The 15,578-nt window shown below is 54.0% G+C and carries 13 protein-coding genes; 4 read left to right on the top strand and 9 right to left on the bottom strand.

Annotation, left to right across the window (positions count from 1 at the left end; all coding sequences use genetic code 11):
- Positions 1 to 29 precede the first annotated feature (29 nt).
- From OGV65_RS05570 to selO, 3 genes are all read left to right on the top strand, one after another.
- Positions 30 to 494 carry an NlpC/P60 family protein gene (locus tag OGV65_RS05570; protein ID WP_047500302.1) on the top strand — a complete coding sequence of 155 codons (465 nt, stop codon included), beginning with the start codon at positions 30 to 32 and terminating at the stop codon, positions 492 to 494.
- 319 nt (positions 495 to 813) lie between these two features.
- Entirely contained in the window at positions 814 to 1,527 is a 714-nt protein-coding gene (locus OGV65_RS05565; RefSeq protein ID WP_049281901.1) for an EAL domain-containing protein, read from the top strand.
- A 61-nt stretch (positions 1,528 to 1,588) separates the two neighbouring features.
- Positions 1,589 to 3,031, top strand: coding sequence for a protein adenylyltransferase SelO (selO, locus tag OGV65_RS05560; protein ID WP_286454706.1), 1,443 nt, complete (start codon positions 1,589 to 1,591; stop codon positions 3,029 to 3,031).
- Here selO and OGV65_RS05555 read toward each other — a convergent pair.
- From OGV65_RS05555 to ppsR, 8 genes are all read right to left on the bottom strand, one after another.
- Positions 3,028 to 3,807 carry a heme ABC transporter ATP-binding protein gene (locus OGV65_RS05555; RefSeq protein ID WP_181220500.1) on the bottom strand — a complete coding sequence of 260 codons (780 nt, stop codon included), beginning with the start codon at positions 3,805 to 3,807 and terminating at the stop codon, positions 3,028 to 3,030. The two genes, selO and OGV65_RS05555, sit on opposite strands and share 4 nt — an antisense overlap.
- Positions 3,800 to 4,792 carry a FecCD family ABC transporter permease gene (locus tag OGV65_RS05550; RefSeq protein WP_032947022.1) on the bottom strand — a complete coding sequence of 331 codons (993 nt, stop codon included), beginning with the start codon at positions 4,790 to 4,792 and terminating at the stop codon, positions 3,800 to 3,802. Before OGV65_RS05550 ends, OGV65_RS05555 begins: the two co-directional genes overlap by 8 nt.
- Positions 4,792 to 5,613, bottom strand: coding sequence for a heme/hemin ABC transporter substrate-binding protein (locus OGV65_RS05545; RefSeq protein WP_286454705.1), 822 nt, complete (start codon positions 5,611 to 5,613; stop codon positions 4,792 to 4,794). Before OGV65_RS05545 ends, OGV65_RS05550 begins: the two co-directional genes overlap by 1 nt.
- The gene (chuS, locus tag OGV65_RS05540) at positions 5,610 to 6,641 is read right to left on the bottom strand and encodes a hematinate-forming heme oxygenase ChuS (RefSeq protein ID WP_049040466.1); all 1,032 of its coding nucleotides are present in this window, start codon (positions 6,639 to 6,641) and stop codon (positions 5,610 to 5,612) included. Before chuS ends, OGV65_RS05545 begins: the two co-directional genes overlap by 4 nt.
- Positions 6,642 to 6,688: 47 nt before the next feature.
- The gene (locus tag OGV65_RS05535; RefSeq protein ID WP_286454704.1) at positions 6,689 to 8,674 is read right to left on the bottom strand and encodes a TonB-dependent hemoglobin/transferrin/lactoferrin family receptor; all 1,986 of its coding nucleotides are present in this window, start codon (positions 8,672 to 8,674) and stop codon (positions 6,689 to 6,691) included.
- A gap of 74 nt (positions 8,675 to 8,748) precedes the next feature.
- On the bottom strand, positions 8,749 to 8,979 hold the full coding sequence (hemP, locus tag OGV65_RS05530) for a hemin uptake protein HemP (protein WP_016156349.1): 231 nt from the start codon (positions 8,977 to 8,979) through the stop codon (positions 8,749 to 8,751).
- Positions 8,980 to 9,103: 124 nt separating this feature from the next.
- Positions 9,104 to 10,150 carry a 3-deoxy-7-phosphoheptulonate synthase AroH gene (gene aroH / locus OGV65_RS05525; RefSeq protein WP_016152883.1) on the bottom strand — a complete coding sequence of 349 codons (1,047 nt, stop codon included), beginning with the start codon at positions 10,148 to 10,150 and terminating at the stop codon, positions 9,104 to 9,106.
- Positions 10,151 to 10,276: 126 nt separating this feature from the next.
- Positions 10,277 to 11,110 carry a posphoenolpyruvate synthetase regulatory kinase/phosphorylase PpsR gene (gene ppsR, locus OGV65_RS05520; RefSeq protein WP_016152884.1) on the bottom strand — a complete coding sequence of 278 codons (834 nt, stop codon included), beginning with the start codon at positions 11,108 to 11,110 and terminating at the stop codon, positions 10,277 to 10,279.
- 328 nt (positions 11,111 to 11,438) lie between these two features.
- On the opposite strand from ppsR, the gene ppsA reads away from it, so the two are divergent.
- Positions 11,439 to 13,817, top strand: a complete 2,379-nt coding sequence (gene ppsA, locus OGV65_RS05515; protein WP_200046525.1) for a phosphoenolpyruvate synthase — start codon at positions 11,439 to 11,441, stop codon at positions 13,815 to 13,817.
- Between the two features lie 95 nt (positions 13,818 to 13,912).
- Here the strand turns inward: ppsA and fadK are convergent, their stop codons facing one another.
- A complete protein-coding gene (gene fadK / locus OGV65_RS05510) occupies positions 13,913 to 15,559 on the bottom strand; it encodes a medium-chain fatty-acid--CoA ligase (RefSeq protein ID WP_286454703.1) in 1,647 nt (548 codons plus the stop codon).
- Between the last annotated feature and the right edge of the window lie 19 nt (positions 15,560 to 15,578).

Raw genomic sequence — 15,578 nt, 5'->3', positions numbered from 1 at the left:
AAAAATATAATTCAGAGGATTCGTCCTGAATGCGCTTTTGGCTTCTTTTCATCACAGCATTGTTTTTGGCGGGCTGCAGCAGCCATCGTGCTCCTGCGCCAAATGCCCGCTTGTCGGATTCTATCGCCGTTATCGCCGGGCTTAATGACCAGTTACAAACCTGGCATGGCACACCCTATCGTTATGGCGGCATGAGCCGTAACGGAGTGGATTGTTCTGGATTTGTATTGATGACAATGCGCGATAAATTCGATCTGCAACTCCCGCGTGATACCCGCACGCAATCAAAGATTGGTACCGAAATTGATAAAGATGATTTGCTGCCCGGCGATCTGGTGTTCTTTAAAACCGGGTCTGGGGAAAGCGGTCTGCATGTCGGAATTTACGATACCAATAATCAATTTATTCATGCCTCAACCAGCCGTGGTGTGATGCGCTCATCACTGGACAACGTTTACTGGCGCAAAAACTTTTGGCAGGCGCGACGTATTTAATCCTCATCAGTCACGAGGCTGCCTACGGCTGAGCAGCCTCGACATTTCCATTTGTTAGTAACTTCTTATTTCTGCCGCCAGCCGGACAATACCCCTGAACATTAAGAGCGTATCTTGCTAAAAATATGATTTATTCCGAGATATTAAAAAGTGCAAAGCTGGATATTCGCTTATAATCAGGATAAGCTAAAAAAAAGGGATTCGATTTACTGGCTATAAAGGGAAAAATGAAAGGGCCTCTACTTGCATCAGCAATAACGTATTTCTCCATCCTTTGCTACAGGATGCCGGATAACACCTATGCAGAGGGGCTGGCACGATGATTGTTTCAATGGATACTCTTTACCATTCAGAGTTCTCTTTTCTCCCTGCGAGAAACGAAAAAGGCGATCTTGAATACGTAGATATCATTACCAGTTTTGCCAGTGCGCAGGGGGATGTGCGTATACCCACCGAGCTGGTCCTACCTCGGATGTCGGGCGAAGAGCAATGTCGCTTATTTACCGAAAAGCTTGAATTAATCGAAACGTGCCAACATTTTTTTATTCAACGAAAGGTTTCTGCCTGGATTAATTTAACGCCGGCAATTGCTAATACTTTATTATCAGATGCTAAATTTGCTTCACAAGTTGAACGATTGTCATTTCTGGAACTGGCTATTAATGAAAACTATCCAGAGTTAAATAATGGAAAAGCGAATCCAACGCTGGCTGCACTGGCGGCGCGATTTCCATTAGTACTGACAAACTATGGTGCTGGCGGCATATCAAACCGGGCAATTTTTGATGGGCTGTTCAAACGCGTCGTGCTCGATAAAAACTTTGTTCAACAAAGGATTACACATATTTCGTTTGAGCCATTTATGCGGGCTATCCTGGCACAGCTATTTCCCAGCAGTGAGTCAATTATCATTAGCGGTATTGATACACCCGAGATGTTAGCGCGCGTACTGCCTCTGGGATTCAGCGCCATGCAGGGCGCGCTGTGGCCTGCTGTGCCCCCCGCGCAGATAATTTCGCTCGCGAAGATATAACCCTCATATTTGCTGGTGTTTAACAGGCTTTTAACAGTCTACACTAGAGACAGGAGGCCCTATGACCCTGTCTTTTACCACCCGCTGGCGTGATGAATTACCAGCAACCTATACAGCACTTTCACCCACTCCCCTGAAAAACGCGCGCCTGATCTGGCATAACGATGCGCTGGCGGAGCAATTAGCTATTCCAGAGACACTATTTGATATTCCAACCGGAGCCGGTGTTTGGGGCGGTGAATCGTTGCTTCCCGGGATGTCGCCTTTAGCGCAAGTTTATAGCGGACATCAATTTGGCGTCTGGGCGGGCCAGCTTGGCGATGGACGCGGGATCCTGTTGGGCGAACAACAGCTCGCTGACGGCTCAACGTGTGACTGGCACCTGAAAGGCGCCGGACTTACGCCTTATTCCCGTATGGGGGATGGTCGCGCCGTACTGCGCTCGACAATTCGCGAAAGCCTGGCCAGCGAAGCGATGCATTACCTGGGAATACCGACCACGCGGGCATTGTCGATTGTTACCAGCGACACGCCGGTGTATCGCGAAACGGTAGAATCAGGGGCGATGCTCATTCGCGTGGCGCAAAGCCATCTGCGCTTTGGCCATTTTGAGCATTTTTACTATCGCCGCGAGCCGGAAAAAGTGCGCCAGTTGGCTGACTTTGCGATTCGCTATTATTGGCCACAATGGCAGGAAGAAGCCGATAAGTATCAGCTGTGGTTTAACGATGTTGTCACGCGTACTGCGACGTTAATCGCGGACTGGCAGGCGGTGGGATTTGCGCATGGTGTCATGAACACCGACAACATGTCGATTCTGGGACTGACGATGGATTACGGTCCATTCGGTTTCCTTGATGACTACGTGCCCGATTTTATCTGCAACCACTCAGACAATCAGGGGCGATACAGTTTCGATAATCAACCGGCCGCGGCGCTTTGGAACCTGCAACGTCTGGCGCAAACTCTGTCGCCATTTATCCCGGTCGAGGCGCTTAATGATGCGCTGGACAGTTATCAACTGGCGCTGTTAACACGCTACGGTCAGCGGATGCGACAAAAGCTTGGCTTCTTTAGCGAGCAAAAAAACGATAACGAACTGCTTAGTGAACTGTTTAACCTGATGGCGCGGGAAAGAAGCGACTATACGCGAACGTTTCGCATGCTCAGTCAGACGGAACAACACAGCGCGCAATCCCCGCTGCGCGATGAGTTTATCGACCGCGCAGCGTTTGATGACTGGTTCACACGGTATCGCTCACGCCTGCAGCAAGACAACATTGCCGACGCAGTCAGACAAACGCAGATGAAGGCGGCTAATCCGGCGATGGTATTACGTAACTGGTTGGCGCAACGGGCGATTAATCAGGCAGAGCAGGGGGATTACGCTGAGCTGCATCGGTTACACGAAGCGTTGTGTACCCCATTTGTCGATCGTGATGATGACTATGTCAGCCGTCCACCTGACTGGGGCAAACGGCTGGAAGTGAGCTGTTCAAGCTAAGGGGCCAGAAACACCTGCGGGGATCCGTTGGCCGGATGCTGGCCAACGTGTACCTGCGCGCCATACCAGCGCTTCAGGTCATCGGCCTGTAACACGGCTTCAGGCGTTCCCTGCGACACCAGCCTGCCGTTGTGCAGCAACACTATTCTGTCTGCCCACAGTGCGGCGAGATTCAGATCGTGAAGCACAATGCACACATGCAGCTCTTGTGAAGCGGTAAGCGTCTTCAGCAAGCGCAACAGATGCTGCTGGTGGTAAAGATCCAGCGCAGAGGTCGGTTCATCAAGGAATAACCAGCCGCGAGGCGCGCCGTCGCACCAAAGTTGCGCCAATGCACGGGCTAACTGTACTCGCTGTTGCTCGCCGCCGGAAAGCGCGGCGTATTGCCGGCCCGCCAGCGGTGTACATCCGGTCATTTCCATCACCTGAGCGATAAGTCGAGGTTCCGACCGCGAGGTCCAGGGCGCACGCCCCATCGCGATGACGGCCTCTACCGGCCAGTCAAATCCCAGTTGCGTTTGCTGGCGCATCACCGCCCGATGCCGCGACAGTGTTTGGGTATGCCATTCATCCAGCGGTTTACCCGCCAGCACGCAGCGCCCTGTAGCCGGTTTCAGAAAACCGGTCAGCAGGCGCAGCAGGGTGGATTTCCCCGCACCGTTTGGGCCGATGAGCGCCACCAGTTCACCTTTTTCGAGAGCAAGAGAGACGTCGTCAATCACCGCTCTGCCCGCGACGCGATAGTGAAGCCCTTCAGCGATGAAATGTTCAGCCATGCGGTCCTCGCTGACGAAAAATAAGCCATAAAAACCACGGTGCGCCGAGAAGACTGGTTAGCAAACCGACCGGCATTTCCGCAGGCGCAACCGCCGTACGGGCCAGCGTGTCGGCTATCAGCAATAAAAATGCGCCCGCCAGCACTGAACCTGGGATAACGGCCCGATGGTCTGAGCCGAGCCACATGCGCATCAGATGCGGGATAACCAGCCCGATGAAGCCTATTACGCCGCTTACCGCCACGGCTGCGGCAACCAGCAATGCGCTACAAAGTAGCAAAACACGCTGAACGGTACGCACATCTACGCCGAGGTAATGCGCCTCTTCCTCACCTAACTGCAGCAGGTTCAGCGCCGGTGCCAGACGCCAAATGATCAGCACCGTCGGGACAGTCAATGAAGTGACAGCCAGCAGCGTGGACCATTGCGCGGCCCCCAGACTGCCCATCCCCCATAGCGACAGCTGGCGCAGTTGCGCGTCATTACTGACCCACGACAGAACGCCAACCGCCGCCCCGCACAGCGCGTTGATGGCAATACCGACCAACAGCAGACGTGAGAGTGAAGCGTCGCGCTGTTGGCTAAGGATAAAAATAACCACCGTTGCCGCCAGCGCACCGAGAAAAGCGGCCAGCATGGGGGCGTACAGCATCAACAGCGCGGGCAAAGAGACCGGCAGCACTACCCACAGGGCGACGGCGCAGGCGGCTCCGCTGCTTATCCCCAGTAATCCCGGATCGGCAAGCGGGTTGCGAAACAGGCCCTGCATCACGCAGCCCGCGAGCGCCAGAGAACCGCCAATCACCAGCGCCAGCAGGACGCGGGGCAAGCGAATGGTGAGCCAGATTTGACGCAGTGCCTCATCGCCATCACGCCACAGCAAACTTACCGGCAGGCGCAACGCGCCAAAACCGGTAGCCATGATTGTCATCACGACCAACATGAGTGCGAGTGTCCATAAAGAACAACGGATACGTCGCGACATCAGGGCAATTGCTCTGCTTTAGCGCGAAGCTGCAAAATGGCCTGCGGGGTGCGTACGCTAAAGCCGAGCAGCGCCATATCGTCAACCTGCAATACCTGTTTATTCCGTCCGGCAGGCGTCTGCGCCAGGCCCGGCAGCGCCCACAGGTTATCTTCGCCACCCATCGCCTTAACGCCGTCCTGTGAAATCACCACCAGATCGGGTTGGCTGGCAATGACACCTTCCTGCGACAGCGGCTGATAGCGGTTAACACCCTGCACTGCGTTGCGCAAACCGGCGGCACGAATAGCCGCATCGGCTGCGGTTTGCTGGCCCGCTGCCATCGCGGTCATCCCGCCATGATTGAGAATAAACAACACTCGTTTGTTAAGTTCAGATGACGGCAGCGCCGCCAGTTCCTGACGGAAGCGGGTGCGCAGCGTTTCGCCATCGGCCTCCCTATGGGTGGCTTCGGCGATGACGCGAATTTTTTCATCAATTACATTAAGCGCGTTGCTTGCCGGGATCGTCACAACCCTGACGTTGCTCTGTTCGAGCTGTTTTAGCGCCAGAGAGGGCTGCGCCTGCGCGCTGGCAAGGACCAGCGTAGGATGGGTGGCAAGGATCCCTTCGGCGTTGAGTTGGCGCAAATAACCGACATCAGGTAGGGCGTTTGCTGCTTCAGGCCACTGGCTGGTGCTGTCTCGCGCCACAAGGGAAGACTGTGCTCCCAGTGCGTATACAATCTCGGTGACATCGCCACCGAGAGCAACAACCCGTTCCCTGGACGCAGCCATCGCGACGATGGGCAGTAGCGCAATCAGGACCAGTAGTTTTTTCATGCGGCCAGCCCTTTCGGCGTCAGTGCGTCAATTTGCGCGCGCCATTGCGTCTGCTCCGGTTCGCCTTCCGTTCGTTGACCATACAACTGGGCGATTTGCGTGCCGTCGGCAGCAAACAGTTCCAGGCTGGTGACGTGGCCATCGGCGGTCGGTTTGCGCGTTACCCATGTTTCTGCCACGCTCTCTTCCAGCAGGTGTAAGGTAAATGTCGGGTTGAATATATTCAGCCAGCCTTTCATCGGCACCAGTTTTTCTATCACACCGGTGAAAATCTGTACGCAGCCACGATTACCCACAAAGACCATAATTTCATTGCCATCCTGGCGCGCGGTGTCGAGTAACTGCGCCAATGCGCTATTTGCGACTTTACAGGCCAGATCGTCGCCCACCAGGTTAAACGCCTGTTGGCGGGTGAGATCGTGGCGTTTCAGCAGACCGAAGAACTGGTGTACATCGGTCATGGCTCGCCACTCTTGATCCACGGTCTGCGCATCGACCGTGACGGTAGCTGGAGCAGAAGGGGTGGCGGGTTGCAGCGCCAGAGGCGGGTTTTCCGCGAAGATGAAACGGGTCAGCAACGCAGCCCATTCCTCAATGAGGGTATTCTGTGTGGCATAGACCTTCAGCAGCGCATCCCCCTGATGGTCAAAGAACTGAATGCTCTGACGCTCACCGTGGGCGGTTGTTTCGCTGATATGGAACACGCTTGCCCACTGATTGAGGAACAGGCGCAGGTCGAGGGCGCGCGGATTGAGTACCAGTCCGGCATGACCGTTCAGGTGCTGATTGGTAAACGCACCAACCTGCTCATGCACAGCATATTCGTTGCGGCATATACATTTGGTTTCGCCGACGGCTTCCAGTGCGCCGAGGATTTCACGCACTTCGCCACGTAAGCGCCAGGCGTCATGACCGACGCGCGCGAAGGTCAGTTCGGCTTCGCTAATATTCATCAATCCCGCAATATCACGTGCGTATTTGCCAGGATTTTCTTTCTTCAGTTCCAGCCAGCGAGTGTAATGATTCATTGTCTCTTCCTTCCAGATTGCTGCCCCGGCGAACCGGGGGAAAGTGATTACCACTGATAACTCACGAAAATTTTGCCATTACGACCATCCTGCGGAATGCCCTGCGGCGACCAGTACTCTTTGTCGAAGGCGTTGCCCAGTACCAGCGTGGTGGTCATGCCTTTCAGCGCTTGTTGGCCCTGATAGCTCACGTAGAAATCATTTACCGCATAACCGGGCTGTTTCGTGTAGCTGCTACTGATATGCGTTGAACGGTCAGCAAATGTACCTATCCAGCCAACGGAGAAACCGCTGTGCGCAACCGGTACGTTCAGTTTGCTGGTGACGGTATCCGGGTTAATGCTGGAAATGTATTCGCCGGTGTCTGTATCTTTGCCGCGCGTACGGTTATAGGCCATGTCGAGGCTGAACAGATCGGCGGAATATTTCGCCATCACGTCCCAGCCCCAGATTTTGGCGTTGGGTACGTTATAGGACATGGTTGTCGCGGCGGCAAAGTCGACGCTGGTGGAGATGTAATCTTTCGCTTTGGTGTCGAAATAGCTGGCTTTAAATTCGAGCGCATCGCTCGCCATCAACAGATCGTCAAAGCGCAGGCCAAATCCGTATTCCTGGGTTTCGTTGGTTTCCGGGCGTAGGTTAGGGTTCGGCACCCAGTAGTTGGTGTAAAAACGGCCAATCGAGAAGTGTTTCGCATCGTTATACATCTCGCCCATGGTCGGCGCACGGAAGGCCTGAGCGTATGAACCGAACAGCATCAGCCAGTCGGTTGGCGCAACGGTGAGCCCGGCGCGGGACGACCATTTATCGGCATCGACATCTTCATAGCCGTCGCTGCTGCCGCGATAAGAGTCATAACGGGTACCGCCCAGCAGCGTAACCGGCAGGTCGCGCAGGGTGATTTCATCTTGTAACCAACCGGAGCTGAAATCGATTTTTGCCTCCGGGAAACCGGTGGTTGCGCCGCCTGGCTGTTGTTCCTGACGATAGTATTCCCCGCCGTAGGTCAGCAAATGAGATGCAAAAGAGTCGGTAAACAGGCGGCTGCGGTTGTCGATTTTGCCGCCTTTGGTGGTTTGTTTGCGAAACTCGCCGGTGTTATCCGTGTTTTGCGCATTAATGCGTGCTTCGGACCAGTAGACGCGGGCATCCGCGTTCAACCAGTCATTGTCGGCTGGAGCAATCGAGTAGGTCAGTTGCGCGTCGCGCTGGATGGTTGAGCGATCGGTCATCGGGTTGCTGGTGGCATCCGCCGCGCTGGTTTGCGGGTTTTTAGGTTCACGGGCGTCATTGTTGTAGTAACGCAGCGAGCCGGCCAGCGTCTGGGCGCTGTCAATTTTCCAGCTGCCTTTCGCCAGCATATTGTTAATCGCTTCGTCGTTTGGTGCCGTAGTACCGTTGCTCTGGCGCAAATCACCGCGATCGCGACTGGACCAGGCAAGCAGTCCGTCCAGCGTATCGGTGCGACCAAACGCGCTGGCGCCCATACCGAGGCTGTGATCGCCAGTTGCCGCGGTACCGAACACGAGATAACCGCTGTTTTGTCCGGCTTCCAGCAGATCTTTGGCATCCGCAGTGTCATAGGCGATCACACCACCTAACGCGCCGCTACCGTACAGCAGTGCAGAAGGGCCACGGACGACCTCGATGCGTTTGATCAGCGCCGGATCGAGGAAGGTACTGTTCAGGTGTCCGGTGTCGGTTCCCTGACGAACGCCATCAACCAGCACCAGAACGCCACGTCGATCGTAGCCGCGCAGATTCACGTCCTGGCCGTTAGTGCGACCGGTGCCGTCAAGGGTCAGGCCCGGAACCGTACGCAACAGGTCGGCTGCTGAGCTGGCGGTCTGGTTTTCCGGCGCGGTGGCATCAATCACGCTAACCATCATCGGTGCTTCAAAAGCACTACGGGCATTGCCGGTAGCGGTGACGGTCATATCTTCTACCGCCGCATACGCGACGGCGGGCAGGTTACTGATAATCGCCAGCGCCAAGAGCGAAGGGCGCAGGGATGCAGTGTGCAGGTGTGGCATAGCAACTCTCCATTAGGAAATCGAAAAGCGCTGGCTGCCTGGGTATTACCTGGGTGGCTGGCGAAAAGTGGTGTTTATTTGGTCAGAATGAGTTTTCCGGCTTGTGTCTGGCGCAGTAAATAGAGCTGACCATCGTGTTCTATGATCACGCGCCCCTCTTTGCCCAGCAGACTTTTACTGTCAATTCGACGCTCGTTTGGCGCGACGGCTGGCGGTGTTTTTTCTTTTGCGGGCGTTGTTGTGTTATCCATACGTGAATAGTTTTTAAAAATAACAATCAATTTAACAATGATAATCATTATCATCAAACTGCAAAATTGCGGCAAGCCTTTTTGTGAAATAATTGTGACGAGAATAGATTTTGTACAATAAGGAGGGGGAAAACAAAGGATTAGCACCGGGCAACGTGATGTTACCCGGCGAACAGCATTAAAAACGGCTATCAACCGCAGAGGCGAGTTTTTCAACCAGTAGTTCAGTATCTTCCCAGTTCAGGCACGGGTCGGTAATGGACTGGCCGTAAACCAGCGGCTGGCCGCTAACGATTTTTTGCGTACCTTCACGCAGGAAACTCTCCGCCATAATCCCGGCAATCGCCGTCGAACCATTGCGAATTTGCTGGCACACATCATCACAAACGTCTAACTGACGACGATGCTGCTTCTGGCAATTGCCATGGCTAAAATCGACCACCAGATGTTCAGGCAGGGAAAATTCGTGCAGGGTATCGCAGGCGGCGGCAATATCTTCAGCATAATAATTCGGTTTTTTACCGCCGCGCATGATGATATGCCCGTAAGGATTACCGCTGGTCTGATAAATGGTCATCTGGCCGGTTTTATCCGGAGAGAGGAACATATGGCTGGCACGGGAGGCGCGAATCGCATCGACGGCAATACGCGTATTGCCATCCGTACCGTTTTTAAAGCCGACCGGGCAGGAAAGCGCAGAGGCCATTTCACGGTGGATCTGGCTTTCGGTGGTGCGTGCGCCAATGGCTCCCCAACTGATTAAATCAGCAATAAACTGACCGGTCACCATGTCGAGGAATTCTGTTGCCGTGGGTACGCCCAGTTCATTGACCTGCAACAGCAGTTTACGCGCCAGTTCAATGCCGTGGTTCACGCGGTAGCTGCCGTTTAAATCTGGGTCGGAAATTAAGCCTTTCCAGCCCACTACGGTGCGCGGTTTTTCAAAATAAGTGCGCATCACGATTTCCAGACGCGCCTGATGTTTTTCGCGCAGCGCCTGTAAACGCGTCGCGTATTCCATGGCGGCATCAAGATCGTGAATCGAGCAGGGACCTACGATCACCAGTAAACGAGCGTCTTCACCATTTAATATTTTTTCTATCCGGCGTCGGGAGTCCGTAACATGACGGGCGACGGAGGACGAAACAGGATGCCGTTGCGCAAGCTCTGCTGGAGTGACCAGGTTGTCAATACGCGCAGTACGGAGTTCATCGGTTCTGTTCATTACTTGTCTCAGAAATTTGTTGCTTCAACGGCAGGACTACCGGGAAGTGATGTATATCACAATATCATACTCATCCTGCCTGGTGGCGAGCATAATAACAAAAAATCGAACCAATGCACTAGCATTCTAGTACATGCGGCGATTCAGCCCCATGATGTCGAGGATCTTGGTAGCAATCTCTTCTACCGAATAATTGGTACTGTTCAGCCATGGGATCTGGTTTTTCCGGTATAGCGCTTCCACCTCAGCAACCTCCATCCGGCACTGGCGCATCGAGGCGTAACGGCTGTTTTCCCGGCGCTCTTCGCGGATGGCCGCCAGGCGCTCAGGGTCAATGGTCAGGCCGAACAATTTATGCTGTAACGGCTTCAGGGACGCTGGCAGCACCAGATTATCCATATCATCGGCAATAAAGGGGTAGTTGGCCGCGCGAATGCCAAACTGCATGGCCAGATACAAACTGGTCGGGGTTTTACCGCAACGGGAAACGCCAAGCAGGATCACCTGCGCCTGATCGAGGTTGCGCAACGAAATGCCGTCGTCATGGGCGAGGGTATAATCAATGGCGGCAATGCGCGCGTCGTACTTGTTAAGGTTGCCGGGGTTCAGGCCGTGGGTACGATGGGCGATCGGCGTAGGATCGAGCTTCATCTCTTGCTGTAGTGGGGCAACCAACGCCTGCACGATATCCTGACAAAATCCTTCGCTTTGCAAAATGATCGAGCGAATTTCCGGCAAAACGATAGAGTAAAACACCAAAGGGCGCACGCCAGTTTGTTGATAGATCGCGTCAATCTGGTCTTTGACCGCTCGCGCACGACTCTCATTTTCCACAAACGGCAGCGTAATGCTGCTGATCGTAACCGGAAATTGCGACATTACCGCGTGGCCCAATACCTCGGCGGTGATGGCCGTACCATCAGAAATATAAAATACGTGACGATCAACAGCATTATCCATTTTGCTCATCCTGGGGCTGACATAATTCTCTGAAAGCATAAATTAAAATTCGCCAGAAGCGAATATTGCTGCATCTATTTTGTAAAATGAAACGGTATTTTTATATTTACTGAAAAGTACATTTCATTTTTCGGAACAAATGTTTATACCGGTAGTTTTTGTGGTGATCCCCTGTGGCTCGCGGGTTTGCGCAAATGCGGAAACAATCTGAAAAAATAAAAAATAAAGTTGCTTGAACGATTCACCGTTTTTTTCGCTGAAGTAAATATGCAAAGATAATTACGCAAAATTGAGTTTCCTAACCTCGTTCATATATAAGGATTGTTCGATGTCCAACAATGGCTCGTCACCGCTGGTGCTTTGGTATAACCAACTCGGCATGAATGATGTAGACAGAGTTGGGGGCAAAAATGCCTCCCTGGGTGAAATGATTACTAACCTTTCCGGTATGGGTGTTTCCGTACCGAATGGTTTTGCAACGACCGCCGATGCGTTTAACCAGTTTCTGGACCAGAGCGGTGTAAACCAGCGCATTTATGAGCTGCTGGATAAAACGGATATTGACGATGTCACCGAGCTTGCGAAAGCCGGCGCACAGATCCGCCAGTGGATTATCGACACTCCTTTCCAGCCGGAGCTGGAAAATGCCGTCCGCGATGCCTACGCGCAGCTGTCAGCAGACGATGCCCATGCCTCTTTTGCCGTGCGCTCTTCCGCCACCGCAGAAGATATGCCAGATGCGTCATTTGCCGGTCAGCAGGAAACCTTCCTCAACGTCCAGGGATTTGATGCCGTACTGGTTGCTATCAAACACGTCTTTGCCTCGCTGTTTAACGACCGTGCAATCTCTTATCGCGTTCACCAGGGTTATGACCATCGTGGCGTGGCGCTCTCTGCTGGCGTTCAGCGGATGGTGCGCTCAGACCTCGCGTCTTCCGGCGTAATGTTCTCCATCGATACCGAATCCGGTTTCGATCAGGTGGTGTTCATCACTTCCGCATGGGGCCTCGGCGAGATGGTCGTGCAGGGTGCCGTTAACCCGGATGAGTTCTACGTGCACAAACCGACTCTGGCGGCAAACCGTCCGGCGATCGTCCGTCGCACAATGGGTTCGAAAAAAATCCGTATGGTCTACGCGCCAACCCAGGAACATGGCAAGCAGGTGACGATTGAAGATGTACCGCAGGAGCAGCGCGACATTTTCTCCCTGACCAACGAAGAAGTGCAGGAGCTGGCGAAGCAGGCGGTACAGATCGAGAAGCACTACGGTCGTCCGATGGACATCGAATGGGCGAAAGACGGTCATACCGGCAAGCTGTTCATTGTGCAGGCGCGTCCGGAAACCGTGCGCTCGCGCGGCCAGGTGATGGAGCGTTATACGCTGCATGCTCAGGGTAAAATTATTGCTGAAGGTCGTGCTATCGGTCACCGCATTGGCGCGGGTCCGGTCAAAGTCATTCAGGACATCAGCGAAATGAACCGTATCGAACCTGGCGACGTCCTGGTTACCGACATGACCGACCCGGACTGGGAACCGATCATGAAGAAAGCGGCGGCGATTGTCACCAACCGTGGCGGTCGTACCTGTCACGCGGCGATCATTGCCCGTGAACTGGGGATCCCGGCCGTGGTTGGCTGTGGTGACGCCACCGAGCGTATGAAGGACGGTGAGAAAGTCACAGTCTCCTGCGCCGAGGGTGATACCGGTTATGTTTATGCTGAGATGCTCGACTTCAGCGTGAAGAGTTCCAGCGTGGAGACCATGCCGGATCTGCCGTTGAAGGTGATGATGAACGTGGGTAACCCGGACCGGGCTTTCGACTTCGCCTGTCTGCCAAACGAAGGTGTCGGCCTGGCGCGTCTGGAATTTATCATCAACCGCATGATTGGCGTACACCCGCGTGCGTTGCTGGAGTTCGATGACCAGACGCCTGAGCTGCAAAACGAAATCCGCGGCATGATGAAAGGTTTTGATTCCCCGCGTGAATTCTACGTTGGTCGTCTGACGGAAGGGATCGCCACGCTGGGTGCAGCGTTCTATCCAAAACGCGTTATCGTGCGTTTGTCAGACTTTAAGTCCAACGAATATGCCAACCTCGTCGGCGGTGAGCGTTATGAGCCGCATGAAGAGAACCCGATGCTGGGCTTCCGCGGGGCGGGCCGTTACATTGCTGATAGCTTCCGCGACTGTTTCGCGCTGGAATGTGACGCAGTGAAACGTGTCCGTAACGATATGGGCCTGACTAACGTTGAAGTGATGGTCCCGTTTGTACGTACCGTTGCCCAGGCGAAAGCGGTAGTGGAAGAGCTGGCGCGTCAGGGGCTGAAACGCGGTGAGAACGGACTGAAGATCATCATGATGTGCGAGATCCCGTCCAACGCCTTGCTGGCCGAACAGTTCCTTGAGTACTTTGACGGTTTCTCCATCGGTTCAAACGACATGACGCAGCTGGCGCTGGGACTGGACCGTGACTCTGGTGTGGTTTCTGAACTGTTTGACGAGCGTAACGACGCGGTGAAAGCGCTGCTGTCGATGGCGATTCGTGCAGCCAAGAAGCAGGGCAAATACGTGGGTATCTGCGGTCAGGGTCCATCCGATCACGAAGACTTCGCCGCCTGGCTCATGGAAGAGGGGATCGACAGTCTGTCGCTGAACCCGGACACCGTCGTGCAGACCTGGCTGAGCCTGGCTGAACTGAAGAAGTAACATCATGCCGGATGGTGGCGTAAATGCCTTATCCGGCCTACGGTTAGTATGCAACGTAGGCCGGATTAGAGGTGTTAGCGTCGCCATCCGGTACTTTACCCTTCAACGCTTTCCACACTCTCCACGCTTAAACGCTGAATGATATCCTGACGCAGCAGGTATTTTTGTACCTTACCTGACGCCGTGCGCGGTAACGTTTCGACAATGACGATGTGTTCCGGATATTTATACTTTGCCACCCGTTTGCGACTAAAAAAGGCCACCACTGATTCCAGCGACAGCGAATGATGCGGCGGTTTCAGCACCACATAAGCGCATGACCGTTCACCTAACCGATCGTCTGGCATCGCGACAACGCAGGCATCATGAATGCGCGGATGCTGCAATAAAATATCCTCCACTTCGCGGCTGCTGATGTTTTCCCCTCCGCGCACAATAATATCTTTTTTACGCCCGGTAATTTTGATGTATCCCGCTTCGTCCATGCGGCATAAGTCGCCACTGTAATACCAGCCATCTTTGTCCAGCGCGCGGGCGGTCAGTTCAGGCTCATCGAGGTAGCCCATAAAAACATTGGGGCCACGCGAGGCTTCTTCACCTTCGATCCCTGCAGGCAACGTATTGCGCGCTTCATCGACGACTTTAATTTCCACGCCTGCGGCGGCATATCCATCGGTGTTCATCATGCGTGAAAGTGAATCGTCGAGATTGACTAGCGCATGCGGCGAGCTCTCCGTCGAACCATAGATGCTTAACAATTTAATGCCGCGCTGTTGGCAGTCACGGGCAATCTTTTGCGGAATAGTGGTGCCACCGCATAAGAAAAAACGTAGTGATGTGAGATCACAGGGCCGTTTTTCCAGGCTACACAACATGTCGTAGACGAAGGGGGTTGCACCGAGCACGCAGGTACAGCGTTGTTGCTCGAGCAGTTCAAGACAGGCGGTTGGGGTGAATATATCCAACAATACGCTGCGTGCGCCGATTAAAAACGGCGCGGTAACGCCATGCAAAAAACCGGTAGCGTGTCCCAGTGGGGCAGGCATCAAAAACACATCCTGCCAGGTAAGATTGAGTCGGGCACAGTAGGCGCGTTCGCTGGCAAGGATATTGTTGTGGGTTAACATTACGCCTTTCGGCATTCCCTCAGTCCCGGAGGTAAACAGCACGGCAGCCAGTTCATCGGCGTGAACGTTAATAACCTGGGTTAATGGCGGAGCCAGAAGCAGTTGGCTGAACGCCAGCGAAGCGGTGGCCGGTGCCAGTTTATCTACGGCGACAATCTGTTGCAGATGCGGCAACTGGTTTTGCAAGGGGAGGATCAGATCGACCGGTCGGGTCTGTTTAAACAACGTCGGTGCGAAAAAAATCTTCGCTTTGCATTTGTTCAGTACCCACACCAGTTCCGCTTCGCGCCAGGCAGGCAGCAGTGGTACGGAAACGGCCCCGGTTTTCAGGCAGGCCAGGTAGATAATGGTGAACTCGCACCAGCCAGGCAACTGAAAGGCAATGCGATCGCCGGGTTGGATCCCGCAGGCTACAAACCAGGTTGCCAGACTGCTGGCAGCATCGTCGAGTGCAGCGTAGGTATATGAAGCACCATGATTATCAACCACGGCGATTTTATCCGGCATGGCTCTGGCGGTTTGGTGCCAGTAATCGCCAAGCGAAGCATCTCCCCATAAACCCAGTTGTCGCCAGACCTGGCGATGTTCGGCGTTAAACGTAAGTGTGATACTCATGAAGTTATTCCCAGGATTA

This window comes from Citrobacter sp. Cb004 (assembly GCF_030337065.1).
Lineage (GTDB): Bacteria > Pseudomonadota > Gammaproteobacteria > Enterobacterales > Enterobacteriaceae > Citrobacter > Citrobacter braakii.
This window is presented reverse-complemented; position numbering and strand designations above follow the sequence as displayed.